Origin of the sequence: Haloflavibacter putidus (assembly GCF_006546625.1) — a bacterium.
In the GTDB taxonomy this organism is placed as follows: Bacteria; Bacteroidota; Bacteroidia; order Flavobacteriales; family Flavobacteriaceae; genus Mesonia; species Mesonia putida.
The window spans coordinates 1-15,971 of the sequence record NZ_VIAR01000005.1 but is presented as its reverse complement, the minus strand read 5'-3'; the positions used below and the strand labels follow the sequence as shown (position 1 = coordinate 15,971).

Below are 15,971 nucleotides of genomic sequence, written 5' to 3'. Positions count from 1 at the left end.
TATGGCATTAGAGGTATTATTCAATAAAACAGAAAATCTCCACGAAAATGTACAGTTTGACCGTGTAGCCCTTCACTTGGTTCCATTTTTCAAAGAACAAAAATGGGATGGGCTTTTAATAGGAAATCCGTTTAACGAAGACTATCCAAGGTTTAGAGCCGATGCCATTTTATTATATACAAACGGTTTAATAATCATCGATTTTAAGGATTACAAAGGTGAAATTATGTTGCCTACCAACGATGATGACTTTAGAACTAAAGCGTGGTTTAATAATACTAAAGATGGTAATCGCATTAAAATAGAAGCAGGAAATAACCATACAAATCCTTTTAAACAATTGGATAGATACCGAGGTGTGATGAAGGGTATCGTGCAAGATGACGGACTGTTGCGTTATGTAGTTGATATTAAAAAAATCTGTGCACTCAATATCTTCTCGGGCCCTATAACCAAAAATAGAGAAACGTCTAGAAGGGTTCCGTATTACCAACTAAAAAGCGAATTAGACCTGCATACATTTCTTAATCAATATGCCAGTCCCAATAAGTTTGAAGCACCTATAGCTGCAAAATTCAAAGCTTTATTTCCTGCAAAAGAATGGAGTGGAGACTTAACAATAAAGGCTGATGACTATTACGCAAAACCAAAAGCCCAGCATCAAGTAATAGACAAAAATATTGAGCCAGCTCTAAAAGAATTTTATGCTAATAATGAATCAGGAATACTGGTGTTAGAATCAATGAGCCAAACGCTAAGGGATGAGTGGATGGCGATGGTTAATACCTATGCTTTAGACAATGGCTCACCAGAAACTGATATTTGGTGTCACTCTTCCAGAATTGCACGTAAAATTAATCTAAGAACAAAATTTGACGTTTCCAGCCTGTATGCTGTAATATACGGAGGAAGAGATAATGATTTAAAAAAGGAAGACGGGGAAATAGAAGATGAGCAAACACCAGAGGAATCAGAATTAGAACAGGAACTAATAGATTTAAAAAGCGATAGCGAGATAGATGATAACGCAACTATCATTATTCCAGAGGCACATTTAGTTTCTCAAAGTCTGCATCAAACCGATTTAATGAAATTTGGAACGGGAAGGTTACTTCAAGATTTGATTCAATTTCTACGACTTAAAAAGACCAATAGAAAAATTATATTCATCGGAGACCCATATATGCTTTCTTACGGAAAGGTTGAAGATTCCGCTCTAAATCTAGATACCCTTAATGAGCTATTCCCAGATGGTAATATAATAAACTATAGACATACACCTGAAAAACGTGATTCAGATGTTCAGTTATTAAAAACTAGAAAAGTACTGGGAAACGCGATAGACCAAAATTACTTCAACAATTTAACATATCAATTTGATGCATCACTACACTACGCGAAGCACGATGACGGATTGAATTGTATAAAAAATTGGTTTTCTCATCCTTTTGAAGCTGAGCCTAAAGAAGCGGTTTTGTTTTTTTCAAAGAAAGATGCAAGGACTACAAATTTATATATCAAAAAAAATATTCTAAAAACAGGTAAAAAATTAGCGGTAAACGATTTACTAATATTAAACAATAACATTAATATACCCGACATTACAGGTCTTGGCGTGCCAACAAAAGCTGTAAATGGTAGTTATTTGCTAGTCAAAGAAGTGAAGGAACAAATACCCGAAACAGTTACCAAAAGAAACAATGAGCTTGTTGCTAATTTAATGTTTAGAAGATTAAAAGTTCAATTACTAGGAAATGTAACTTCGGCAGATGCAGAAATTATAATCTTAGAAAATTACCTTGATGGAGTTGAAGAATTGTCTCAGAAAGAATTAGTGGCATTTAAGATTTTTATTAATAAGAAATTAGCAGAATCCAAGAAAATATATCCATTTGAAAAGAGTCAAGAATATCAGAATTTACTTTATGACAAAGAGTTTAATGAAGCTTTAAACAACATAAAAGAATGGAATAAACGAGAAAATGAAGGCGAAAAAGTTTTAAAAAAAGACTTAAAAAAATATAAAACTCAAAGAAATAAAGTAGAACGTTCTTATAAAAAAATATACAGTAATAATCTTTTAATATCCTTAAGGAAAAATGACCCTTTTATTAATGCTGCTCTTGTTAATTATGGGTGGGCAATTACAGTTCATAAGTCTGTAGGTTCAAACTTTGAAAGTATATTATTTAAAGCCACTCAACAAGAGGATTCTGGAATAACAAATGCAAGTTACTTTAGATGGTTATATTCAGGATTAACAGCTGCCAATACTCAGTTGTTTATGCTTAATCCTTTAACAATTTCGCCATTTGATAATTGCACTTTTATAGATGAAGTTGCAGTAAATGAAAACTTAGAATTTATTGATGTTAATCCCAACTTGAGTTTTGAAGAAGAAGATATCCCAAGTTCGATAAAAACTTATGTTACCGAAGATTTAAACCTTAATAGTCTTATAGCGGTAAAACACTTACTCAATGAACTAGAAGGATACAGCATATTAAACATTCAGAAAAAATCAGCATATTTAATAAAGGTAACGTTCTGCTCTTCTACTAATGAGGAATCAATTTTAGCAATTAATAATAAAGGAAATCAAGAAGTTTCTTCCATACGAATTGAACGCACCAACGAGAATAATAGAGAAGCTTTAGAAAAAGCTATTGGTAAATTATTTAATAAAGCAAAGGAAGCAAGTTATCCTGAAGACTTTCGAAAGAAAATTTATAAAGATTGGCAGTTTGAACTAAGCAAACAAAATTGTCAATTACATCTTCAAGAATCCCATCAAAATGAGGATAGGTTCACCGTAACAAGAAATAATGAAGTGGTTAACTTCAACCTTAGATATACCACAAGGGAGCGCAACTACGGCTTCTTTTCTTGTTTGACTATTAAAGAAAAATCTACTGAAGATCTTGTACAAATTATTAAAACATTAGTTAAAAATGACTAAAAGAGAACTTCAAGACAGTGCCAAAGGATTTATTCAAAAGGACCCTTCTAAAGCAATAGAAATTTGTTTAGAAATCTATGAGAATCACGCCGAAGAGTTCAATAAATTTGATGCGGTAAATCTTTTGCAAGCTGCACGAAAGGCACACAAAACTAATATTATAAAACTACAAGAAATAGTAGGGAAGTTTAAAGAAGACGAAATTGTTTTTAGTTTATGCGGATGGTACATATTTGATAATTACATAAAGAATAAATCACCACAACAAATACTTCAATTCGAAAATATTATAGGTCAATACCTTCCACTTTTAAAACAGAAGGATGTTAGTCTTAATAATCAATATCCTTGTCCATTTTACTTAATTGTTTCTAATCTTTGGGCAGCACACTCAAACAATCTTTTTAATGCAAATAAGATTTTTGACTACTGTAAAATTATCAATCCTGATTTTTTATCCAAAGAATCTTCAAGTTATACTACTAATGAAGGGAGAGATGTTGAACAGGCATCCCCTTATGAAACGTACTTTCAATATTACACTAAAGCCTGCGATAAATTAAATAAAGCTGAAGAGGCTCTAAAAGCGTGTAATTTAGCTCTTTCTAGTATTAGTGAATTTCATTATGATAATGATTTATGGTTCAAAATGAGAATAGCTCGTGCATATATTAAACTTAATAATCTTGATTTAGCGGAAAAACAATATTTAGAAATTATTAATTCTAAAGCTGGCAGTAGCAAATACTTTTTATTTAAAGAATTTTCAGAAATTCTGTTTAATCAAAAAAGATATGAAGAAAGTTGGGAGAAGTCGCTTCGTTCTGCAATTGTTCTAAAAGATGTAAAATTTTGTGCCAGTTTATTGTTACATCAATCTAGGATTTTGGTAAGACTCAATAGAATAAATGAAGCAAAAAGGTTTGCTGAAGTTATATACGCTGGAATTCAAGAAGGTCTTTGGAATAATTCAGCCAAGTATCAAAAGCTTGTTAATTATTTTGAATTAAAAGAAGTAACTGGAAATGCAAAAACTTTATTTAAAAAACTCTACAGCTACTATAAAGATGAATTATATAGTGATTCTCCTTCTTCAAAAGGAGAAATCATTTTTATTCATAAAAACGGAAGGTTTGGAAAGATTAAGTGCACTGATGAAAGCGTAATAAATTTCACAAAGAATTCTTTCAATAAAGCGCATCATAGAATAGATAAGTTTAAAAATGCCGAAATCTCTTTTGTAAGCGATTATGATTATAAAGCTGACCCTATTGCGGAAAATATTAAAATAATTACCCTTAAAAAAGAAGATGAGATAATTGGTGAAATATTTAAGGGGAAAGTGCAAAATATCGTAGACTTCGGAATATTTATTGATTTTGACTCTGGCAAAAGTGGTCTTTCCCATATTTCAGTATTAGAATCAAATTTTAAGGAAATCTATGATGCTAATGATTTTGTGAAGATTAAAATCATTAAAAAAACAGAAAAAGGGTATAGTTTAAAAATATTAGAAAAACTATGAGTCAAAATATAAAACAAGCATTAATAAAGCGGTTTCAAGACCATCGTGTCATTTTCTGGTACGATGAAAAGAAAGACTTCACCGAAGAATTTGATAAATTGGAGATTGCTGATGTGGAAAAAATTCACGTGAATCAGAATGAGTTTGAGGTAAAGCATATCATTATGAAACAACAACCAGAAGATAAATTTTTACTCTACTTCACAAGTAAGAAACCTAGTAAAGAAGAGAATTGGTTACTGGATATCGAACTGGCAAACCATCTATTCCATACCGACCAAGAAGCAATGTTTTTGCAAGAATTAGGTTTAGGCTATCACTTAAAAGAACTCGTTGCAGAGCATATTGAATTCTTTAAAGCCAAAGACCGTCGAAACAAATTGAAAGAGCTGCTAGGCGCAGGTGATGAACACGAGGATATACGCAGTAAAATGCTTGCGGTGTTGTTTAATACAGATTACGTAAACCTTAGCACGTTTATACACGCGCATAGTGCAGCATTTATAGATGCTAATGAAAAGTTTGATAAGAATTTAGACCGATTTAACTTAAAAAGCTACTATTGGGCTAAAATTAAAAATGCATTTAACTATGCAGCAGAGGAGCCTTCTATTTACGATTTCCTATTGGAAGTATTTAATTATAGTTTTAGTTTAGGTCGTCCTTCAGAATTGACCAAAGAATCTCGTTTACTTATTGGACTTTGGAAAGATACCATACAATATCGAGAAAGTTTTGGTACGGTTTCAGAAAAAATAGCAGCAGATATTGATGTAGAAACCAAACTTCAGCAAGCCCGAATAGAAGACATTATTAAGGATGATTTATTTCGCTTAAGCGATAAAAAGATTATCTACGATCTAGTCAATCTCATCGCAGAAGAAGAGATAGCTTATGAAAAAGTAGTTCGGTATAAAAAGCAAAGAGAAAACAAATACTGGTACACTACTTCAGAAGCTTTATACGATAGTCTAGAATATGGTGCAGAAACCTTGCATCTCATTCGTAAATATGACGGAACTACTTATTCTAATTTTAGTGAGGGAATAGAAAGTTATACTTCAGAATTGTATGAAGTAGACCAAGCCTACAGAAAGTTTGTTTGGAGTTTTAGACAAGCCAAACAAAACGGAATACTTGCAACGCTAGCACAAAAAATAGAAAAAGTATATGCTAACGACTGGTTGTTAAAATATAACAACAACTGGCAAAAAGTAGTGGATGATTTGATCGAATGGCCTAATCAAGAGCCCTACAGTCAACAACGCTTTTTTGAACAGCACGTACAACCTTTTGCAAAGAAAAAACAACGTTTGTTTGTTATCATATCTGATGCCTTACGCTATGAAAATGGTGCAGAACTTAACAGAAGATTAAAATCTGAAAATAGATATGAATCTAACATAGAGCATATGCTAAGTAGTTTGCCTTCCTATACGCAACTGGGGATGGCTTCTTTATTACCGAATAAAAGTATTTCACTTAAAGCGAAAACAGATGCGGTTGTCGTTGATGGAATGTCAAGTGCTGGCACCAAAGGCCGTTCTAAAATTTTAGCCGAAAATTCAGGAGTAAGAGCCACGGCAATTAAAGCAGATGACTTTATGAGTATGAATGCTAACAAAGAAGGAAGAGCCTTTGTAAAACAGTATGACCTTATCTATATCTATCACAATAGAATAGATAAAACAGGTGATGATAAAGCTACGGAAGAACGAGTATTTGATGCTGTAGAACAAGAGTTTGACTTCTTGATGGATATGATGAAGAAGATTGCTAATATGAACGGTAACAATATGATGATTACTGCAGACCACGGTTATATTTATCAGCATAGCGATTTAGATGAAAGTGATTTTGTGACATCCAGACATTCGGGAACCATTTGGAAGGAGAATAGGCGTTTTGTTATCGGTGAAGACTTAAATGGTGATGATACTACAAAAGCCTTCAAAGGTTCAGAATTAAATATTGATTCGGATGTGGATGTGTTGATACCAAAATCTGTAAATAGATTGAGAATAAGCGGTGCTGGTTCACGATTTGTTCACGGTGGAGCAACGATGCAAGAAATTGTAATACCGTTGCTTAAAGTGAGTAAAAAGCGTCAAGATACCACGTCTCAAGTAGATATTGACATTATTAAGTCTACAGATAGGATTACTACAAATATTCTTGCAGTTTCATTCATCCAATCCAATTTGGTAACAGAGCAAGTATTACCGCGCACCATTAGAGCAGCTATTTATGCTGAGGACGAAGAACGTCTAAGTGATTTATTTACTTACAATTTTGATATAGATGAAGGAAGTGAACGACAGCGAGAAGTGAAACACCGTTTCCAACTAATGTCTAAAGCTAGTGGAAAGTATAAGAATCAACGTGTAAAATTAGTTTTAGAAGAGCCTGTAGAAGGAACCACTAAGTGGAAAGAATACCAAAGCTTCTTTTACACATTAAACATATCATTCACTAACGACTTTGATGACATATAAGATATGAAAGCACTAGATATAAAACTTAATGAACACTTTGAAGGAAAAGTAGTTAGAAAAGACTTAACCAAATTAGTTAAGGGTAATGCAATTGTACCTACCTACGTACTAGAATATTTATTAGGACAATATTGCGCTACAGATGATGAAGAGACCATCAATCAAGGTGTAGAAACCGTTAAGAATATTATATCAAAACACTTTGTACATAGAGATGAGGCTAATCTAATCAAATCAACAGTACGAGAAAAAGGCTCACATAGAATCATTGATAAAGTTTCTGTTAGATTAAATGATATAAAAGACCAGTATGAAGCCTCTTTTGCAAATCTTGGACTAAGTCGTATTCCGATCTCCAGTGATGTCATCAAAGAACATAAAAAACTACTCTCAAGCGGTGTTTGGTGTATTCTAACATTAGCATACTATTCTTCAGATGAAAAAGGAATCGTTCCCTGGATAATAGAAAGTATCAAACCTATTCAAATATCTAATGTAGATATAGAAGAATACAAAAGTGCAAGACAACAGTTTACTACAGAGGAGTGGATGAATGTATTGATGCAATCTATAGGTCTTAATCCCGATGAGTTTACCAAACGTTCTAAGCTCTTACAATTAACACGATTAGTGCCATTTGTAGAAAATAATTACAACCTGATTGAATTGGGGCCAAAAGGAACTGGGAAATCTCATATCTTCTCAGAATTATCACCACACGGAATGCTTATTTCTGGTGGTGAGGTATCCAAAGCAAAACTCTTTGTCAACAATAGTACTGGAGAAATAGGATTAGTTGGGTATTGGGATGTGGTAGCTTATGATGAATTTGCAGGAAAGACAAAGAAGTCTGACAGAGGTTTAGTGGACATTCTGAAGAACTATATGGCTAACAAATTCTTCTCAAGAGGAACACAACAATATGGAGCTTCAGCATCAATGGTATTTGTAGGGAATACAGACCATTCTGTTCCCTATATGCTCAAGCATAGTGACCTTTTTGACGCATTGCCTAAAGATTATTATGATGCAGCTTTTTTAGATAGAATACACGCCTATTTACCGGGTTGGGAAGTTCTCAAATTACGTAATGAGATGTTTAGTTCTGACTATGGTTTTATCGTTGATTATCTTGCTGAAATCCTACGTGATTTACGCAAAGAAGACAGAACCAATGAGTACTCGCAATTTTTTGAGTTATCTAATTCTATTACCACTCGTGATAAAACGGCAATCGAGAAAACCTTCGCAGGTTTAATCAAAGTGATATATCCGCAAGGAGATTTTAATGAAAACGAAGCCAAAGAGTTGTTAGACTTTGCTATTGAAAATAGGAAGCGTGTCAAGCAACAGCTTGAGAAAATGGATGAAACTTTCTTAGAGCAACCTGTAGATTTTAGTTACACTATTAAAAGCTCAGGAGAAGTTATAAATGTAGAGACTTTAGAAGTTATTGAAAACGGTGGAGATAATCTAATCACTATCGATCAAGTTGATACTTTAGAAGCTGCTAACAACAATGTAGATGTGATATCTCAACAAAAAACTATAGAGCTTTCTGAGGGCCAGAAAATAATTCGGGATAATCAATCGGGTATTTCTTATAATCTATTATTCGGGGCTTATTTAGTAGGTGCCACGGATGTTAAACTCGTAGATCCATATGTTCGTCTTCCATATCAATTAAGGAATTTTATGGAGTTTGCTAAATTACTTTCTGAAAAGAAAGACCCAGATGTTGAAGTAAAACTTCATTTGGTGACTGCAAATAATGAGGATTATATAGAAGATGCTAAAGAAGCATTCAAGCAAATTGTATATTCTCTAGAGCGGGTAGGTATCATTTTTAGTTACGAGTTTGACAATTGCATTCACGACCGCTCCATCATTTTAGATAATGGTTGGAAAGTAATTTTAGGTAGAGGTTTAGATATCTGGCAAAAGACAGGTGGCTGGTATGATATTAATGAATATGTTCAAGAACAGCGGTTATGTAAAGCATGTGAAATTACATATTTAAAATGTTAAGCAATAAACACAAATTTGTTTATGAGTTAGAAAACTTCCTCAAGCAAATAAGTATAGCTTCCATTGCATTAAGTGTAATAGACCTGAAAGACTTTGGAAAAAACAAATGTGTATTAGTTGTGTCTGATTTTGTGAAATTAACAGATGACAGCAAAAAAAGTAGAAGAAGTATTAATAAAAAAGCTTTAAAGTTCTATTTAATAAGATGAAGTAGCAAAGCAATCACAGGAATAATTATAATACACCGTATAAAAATAAAAGATAAGCCAAGAAGTCTTGAATAAGTTTAAGTGTGATTAAATAAAAAGAAATGAGTCAATTAGATATGTTTTCAGAGTCTCCCAAACGCGGTGAGACCATAAAAATAAATCATGGTGAATATATTTATATTCCTGATTTTTATGATAAAGTGACTGCAGATAGCTATTTAAAACGATTAATTACGGATATTAATTGGAAACAGGAATCTATGAATATGTACGGAAAAAAAGTTCCTTTTCCACGCTTAACTGCATGGTATGGCGACCAAGATAAACCGTATAGTTTTTCAGGTATAACTTTAGACCCTAATCCCTGGAGTCCAGGTTTAGTAAAGATTAAATCAGATATCGAACCAAAGGCAAAAGTGAAATTTAATAGCGTTTTACTTAACAGATACAGAAACGGTAGCGATTCAATTTCATGGCATACCGATGCTGAAAAAGAGTTAGGAAAAAATCCAGTAATTGCTTCTGTAAATTTTGGTGCAGAACGAAAATTTCAACTTAAACATATTGAGACTAATGAGCGTATAGACATTCTTTTAAAGCACGGAAGTTTACTAATTATGCAAGGTGAACTACAACATTATTGGAAACATCAGATCCCTAAAACCAAAAAAGAAATCGGAGAACGTGTGAACCTAACTTTTAGAGTAATTAAGTAGTATGCTAACTTATCAGAAGAACGTATTAGCTTTAGAGAACCCAAGCTTTGACGCTATTAGACAATTGGCTGTGGCTGAATTAGCAGAATTTAACTCTGCAGAGACAGATGAATTCTATATTGGCTTGAATAGAGGTTTAGCACTTTTAGATACGCACCAGCATTTATGCCAGTATCTAAGGTCGTTCGGTAATATGCACAAAGCAAAATTGTTAGATGCCTTTAAAAATATCCCTAACGAAGCTTTTGAAACACCGTTTCATATTATCGATTGGGGTTGTGGGCAAGCATTGGGTACCATAAATCTTTTTGATTTCCTTAAAGAATCGAATAATCTCAAAAATATATCATCAGTAACACTTGTTGAGCCATCTAAAATGGCTTTAAGTAGAGCAGAACTACATGTTAAAACCTATCTTGATCAAAGCATACCTATTAAAACCCATAATCAGTTTTTTGAGAATATTAATGCAGATGATATTGAAACGGAAAATAATTATCCAGTCATTCATATATTCTCTAATATCTTAGATGTTGCTCAAATAGATTTAAAGCATCTTACCTATATTATAGATGGGAGTATTGTTTCAAATAACTATCTAGTAGCTGTTGGTCCATTGAATCCGAATAACAAAAGGATTGATAGTTTTTTTAGGTACTTTAATTTAGATCTATTACAAGAGTTATATGCCGAAGAAAATTATCAGTTTGGTAATAATTGGACGTATAAAGCCAAAATTTATAAACTTGAAGCAAATGTAGAAGGTCACCTTATACCTATTGAATATTACCCAACGGTTCAATTTGCCGCAGCCTATGAGCTAGATTGCATTAGAAACAGCAGAAGAAAAAGTAAAGAGCAGTACAACAACCAACTTTCACATTTTGAGGTCGCAGCACCATTTGATTTGGGTGCTAGTGTATATGAAGATGTAGAGCCCATACTTGCTGTACTAAATAATATTATAACAAGAGGTTTGCCAACGCGTTCTAGTTTATTTATAGAAGAAGCCTTTCAAAACGCATTTGGAAACACAATTAAAGAGATTAAGTATGGAGAAATTAGCTTTAACCCTATAAATGAATACGATTTTGAAGAATTAAACAGCATATTTAAATCATACCTTGATAAAAATGATTGGAAAAATCAAACTTTATTAGAAGAGCTACAAGTTTTATTAAGTCCTTTAGCTATAGCTAGGTTTCAAAAAGTGTTAGTTGAAGCTTTGATTACAGATCATTTAAGCTTAGAGGTGAAGGAGTGGAATATATTGGTTGAAGAAAAGGATGTGCCATTTGCAACATTAGCGATTAAAGACTTTCAGCAACTTTTTGAAAGTTTAAGCTCATTAAGTCTAAAATATGATAAGTTAAAATTACCAAAAATCAATTTAACGATAATTGGTGACAGATTATTTCAAGATTCAAAATTGCATTTAAATCAAAAAGTCTATACAGGGATAAACTCAAAAATTTCCTCAATTACTTTTGATTTGGTAGTGACGCAATCTACTTTAACAACTGTAAATGAAAGCATAGAAGCTTTTAGTGAATTTAAATGTAGAAATAATTGTTATTTTAATATAAAAACAATTCAAAAATTAAGAGAGTCAAGAAATATCTACACTTCTTCCTTAATTAAGTATAAGGATGTAGTTTTTAAAGATAATCACGGTAATTATCAAACGGCGATAGAAAACGAAAGGCATTTAACTTACTTTCTGCAATTATTATTTCGCAAAGAATCTTTTAGATCAGGACAATTACCTATACTCGATAGAGCTTTAAAGAATTTACCTGTTATCGGCTTATTGCCAACCGGTGGAGGGAAATCCTTGACTTATCAAATCGCAGCCTTATTGCAGCCAGGGGTAACTCTTATTATTGACCCGCTTAAATCATTGATGAAAGATCAATATGATGGCTTGATAAATGCAGGTATAGATTGTGCTGCTTATATTAATTCATCATTGAGCTCAGAAGAAAAAGAAGCGGCTGAACTCCAATTAGAGTCTTCTGAATTATTATTTATATTCCTTTCTCCTGAGCGCTTAGCTATTGCTTCTTTTAGAGAAAGATTAAAGCATATGCACGACTATAACGTGTATTTTTCGTATGCTGTTATTGATGAAGTCCATTGTGTATCGGAGTGGGGGCACGACTTTAGATTTTCATATTTACATTTAGGGAGAAACTTATATAACTACGTCAGAGCTAAAGAAAATGAAATTTCACTATTTGGCCTAACGGCTACAGCTTCATTTGATGTTTTAGCCGATGTAGAAAGAGAATTGTCTGGAAATGGTGCATTTACCTTAGATTCTGAAGTAATTGTGAGGTATGAAAACACCAACAGATTAGAATTACAGTATAAAATTGAAAGAATTCCAATTTCTTTTGAAGAAGATGATACCTTCGATAAGAAAAAACTGCTTCCTGAAAATTTACCGAGAGCTGTAAAGATCAATAGCTCTAAATGGAAAATTTATGATGCTAAATCTGAGTTTCTAGAAGAGTATCTTCAGAGAGTTCCTGATTTTATTAATGAGCTTCAAGAACCGCAAAATATTGAATATATTAAAGAAAGTTTTGTAGAAAGACAAAATAATGAGGAAGGAAGTGATTTAGATTTAAAGGTTGAAATGCCAACTGATTATTTCGAAACAAATGAAGTTTTTAAACAAGCAGGCATAGTATTTTGTCCACATGTAAATAATTCTGGTATATCTGTTAATAAGAATACAAGCAAACTAAGAGAAGAATTAATTCCTCAGGTAGCTTCGTTTTCTGGCCAGGATGATGATGCTTTAGCTACTGAAAGCTTAGAACTTTTTAGAGATAATAAAAGCCCTCTGATGGTAGCAACAAAAGCATTTGGAATGGGTATAGATAAACCTAATGTACGCTTTACTATAAACTTAAACTACTCTAGTTCATTAGAATCATTTGTGCAAGAGGCTGGCCGATCAGGCAGAGACCGTAAAATGGCATTGGCCACTATTTTTGTTACTGATTATGAAATAGCCCAGTTTACTAATCTTGAAAAAAAGGGTTTCCCGTTAGGCTTACTAAGAGATAAGTGGTTTTATAAAGATGACTTGATACAAATATTAGAGGAGTATAATATAGATTATACAGAAGATGATATATTCGTTGCTTCTCCTCAATCGGATGTCGTAAAATTATTTTGCCCCAGAAATAATAAAATGTTTGCTTTCAGGGAGTGCAATGAGGATTGTCCTGTCTTTAATAAATGCACTTTAAAATATGCTAGTGATGAGGCAAGAAGATGGCAGTCTAAAAATGAACTAATAGCTAAGCTTTCAGAAGAAAATATAGAAATCAGCGAGAGAAACTTCAGGTACTTAAATGCTGATTATGACACCACATTATATTTCTTTGATCAATCTTTTAAAGGAGATTACGTTGAAAAAATGTATATGCATCGTCTTTTAAATAAAGAAAATGTAGTAGTTGCTCATAAAAAAAATGAAGAAAAAAGTGAAGGTTTTTTAACGCCGCTTGTAAACGCCCTTCCCGGTGATGCGGTGACTATATATGTCCCTTATACTGAAAAAGAATATGCAGATTTAGCTAAAGCTATTTACAGAATGTGCTGCATAGGTTTAATTGAAGATTTTACACAAAACTTCGTTATCAAGCAATTTCGGATTATAGCAAAAAGAATGAAGCCTGGAGGGTATTTAGAAGGCCTGAAGATCTTCTTGTTGCGTTATTACACAATGAATAGAGCAGAACAAGAAGTTTTAAAAGCTAAAACTCACAAATTAAAAGTTGATGACTTAAACCCAATTACAGAGGAAATTTATAAATGTCTTTGGTATTTAACTTCCTTTATTTACGATAAAATATCCGTAAAAAGGAAAAGAGCGATTGACGATATGAGAACTTTTTGTGTGGAAGGGCTTAGTAAAGAAACTAATTGGATCAAATCTAATGAAAGATTAAAAGATTTCATATACTATTATTTTAATTCGAAGTATGCTAAAGAAGACTACGTAGCAGATAATGGTGAAGAGTTTTCCTTGGTTAAAGATACAAATGGTGGTAAAGAATCTTCTATACAAATTTTAAAGAAATATCTTAGGGTAATTGATGATGACATAGTTGGAGTAGGTACACCTCTAGATAATGTGAAACATTTAAATGGTGCTGTTAGACTAATTAGTCGCTCTTTAACAGACTCTAACCCTTCACTATCTTTACTAGAATCATTTTGCCTCATTTATTTAGGAATTAAAAAAAACAAAACGATTGAAAGCCGGTTTATTACTAGTTATGTGAATGGAATGAAGGGCTTTATGAAACGAAGTGAAAGCTCAAAAAGCTTTTGGTACCTATTTGATGAGTTTAATGAGTATATAAAACTTTATATGTCAAAAGACGATTACAATACTTTAAGGCAAGAAACCAAGGTAATAATCCACGCCCAACAATTAGAAATAATAACTAATAAATATATTCAATAAAAATGAATAATCCTGAAATCCAAAGTTCTTTAATTGATATCGAAAATAACTTAAAAAACCTTCAGTCCGCTCGTGAACAGGTCTTAAGTATCATAGATTCCAGTGAGCAACTAATAAAATCTGTTCAGAAATCAACTTCTTCAATAGAAATGTTGACAGATAAGGTCGATGTTAAAAACTCAAATATATCAACAGAAATTGATCGCTTATCCTATAACTTAAAGTCTGAATTTGAGACGATTTTAAATAGATTAGAAACAGATTCTAACAAAGTTTCTAATGAATTCGAGATTAAAGCCAATGAAACCTTAAAAGGATTGAAGTCTCTTAATGAGCATATTTCTAATACAGAAGAAAAGTTAGCAGCTTTCGATTTTTTTAAAAGTTTCGGAATACTATCATCTGAAATATCAGAATTAAAACATGAAATTGTTAATAGCTTTTCTGAGCAAGAAAAACTGATTTCTAAGTTAGAGAACAAAATCTTTTCTGAACTTTCTAAGATTAATGAAGGCTTTGGGATTGGCTTTAATGAACAGTCGGAGAAATTAGATGGAATCTATGAGAATGAAAAAGATATAGCAAAAAAAGTATCTGAGGTAGAATCTAAGTTCATCGATAAAATCGATTATTTGATAAAAGTACAAAAAAGATTTTTCTATATAACTATAATTTTGATTGCTTTATCATTAGTAATAATTTTACTACAATTTGGTTTTAAGTGGTCTTTTTAAAGTACACCAAGGACTATTGCAATCGTGTAACTTTACCTAACAATAGCAAAACAAAATTATTTGAAAAACTCTGTATTTTTAGAAAATAGAAAAGTTTTATGGCGTTATGGTTTATGCTCAAGAAAAAGAATTTGCAAAGGTGATAAAGTAACCTTTGCAAATATGTTAATCTTTGATGATTTTTTTTATGGGGGTTATAGATAACTTCTTTTTAAAAGTTTTAAAATAGTAGTTTCGAATATATAAAAACCCTGTAAGTCTTCTAGATCTTATCTTAATAGGTCGCTGAAATTGTGTGTCAACTAAATATCAATTTTAGCATATTTCTGACTTGTACTAAATTTATATCATTTCGTAATTTTTTTCTATCGTAGAATATTTATATGGATCCAATTTTTTCTAGTTTTATATTTGCTACAAATTATTATAAATCTTTAAAAATTTCAATTATGAGTTTAAATCCAGACGTAGATCATTCACAAGAAGAGTTAGATAATTACTCAAACCAATTGAATCCAGATCATGATGAGTATTGGCACTCAAGAGATAATTAATGTTTTAAATACTTACAAATGTCGTGTATTTTAACGGATGCCTTTGGTATTGATGACAAAATTTTCCAACCATCTTATAATAAAGCCAACGGTATAACCCTTGGCTTTATTCTTTCTGTTTTATTGGTCTCAAAAAAGGGATTTAAACCCTGCAATTTTATTGCAGCACTTTAGTAGTGCGAAAAAATCTATATTTTCGTACTATGAGTTATCAAAGAAAAGGCTCCCATACAGTAAGTTATTTAACGTGCCATATTGTTTG

7 protein-coding genes are annotated in these 15,971 nt (G+C 32.2%); all 7 read left to right on the top strand.

All coding sequences use genetic code 11. The features are described 5' to 3' along the window. Position 1 precedes the first annotated feature (1 nt). A complete protein-coding gene (locus tag FKR84_RS06210; protein WP_141421439.1) occupies positions 2-2,959 on the top strand; it encodes a hypothetical protein in 2,958 nt (985 codons plus the stop codon). Next, entirely contained in the window at positions 2,952-4,484 is a 1,533-nt protein-coding gene (locus FKR84_RS06205) for a S1 RNA-binding domain-containing protein (protein WP_141421438.1), read from the top strand. Before FKR84_RS06210 ends, FKR84_RS06205 begins: the two co-directional genes overlap by 8 nt. Continuing rightward, on the top strand, positions 4,481-6,979 hold the full coding sequence (gene pglZ / locus FKR84_RS06200; protein ID WP_141421437.1) for a BREX-1 system phosphatase PglZ type A: 2,499 nt from the start codon (positions 4,481-4,483) through the stop codon (positions 6,977-6,979). Before FKR84_RS06205 ends, pglZ begins: the two co-directional genes overlap by 4 nt. 3 nt (positions 6,980-6,982) lie before the next feature. Then, complete coding sequence (gene brxL / locus FKR84_RS06195; RefSeq protein ID WP_141421436.1) at positions 6,983-9,007, top strand: BREX system Lon protease-like protein BrxL; 2,025 nt, start codon at positions 6,983-6,985, stop codon at positions 9,005-9,007. A gap of 310 nt (positions 9,008-9,317) precedes the next feature. Continuing rightward, complete coding sequence (locus FKR84_RS06190) at positions 9,318-9,932, top strand: alpha-ketoglutarate-dependent dioxygenase AlkB family protein (protein WP_141421435.1); 615 nt, start codon at positions 9,318-9,320, stop codon at positions 9,930-9,932. A gap of 1 nt (position 9,933) precedes the next feature. Beyond that, complete coding sequence (locus tag FKR84_RS06185; protein WP_141421434.1) at positions 9,934-14,421, top strand: DEAD/DEAH box helicase; 4,488 nt, start codon at positions 9,934-9,936, stop codon at positions 14,419-14,421. A 2-nt stretch (positions 14,422-14,423) separates the two neighbouring features. After that, positions 14,424-15,155 carry a hypothetical protein gene (locus FKR84_RS06180; protein ID WP_141421433.1) on the top strand — a complete coding sequence of 244 codons (732 nt, stop codon included), beginning with the start codon at positions 14,424-14,426 and terminating at the stop codon, positions 15,153-15,155. The last annotated feature ends 816 nt before the right edge of the window (positions 15,156-15,971 follow it).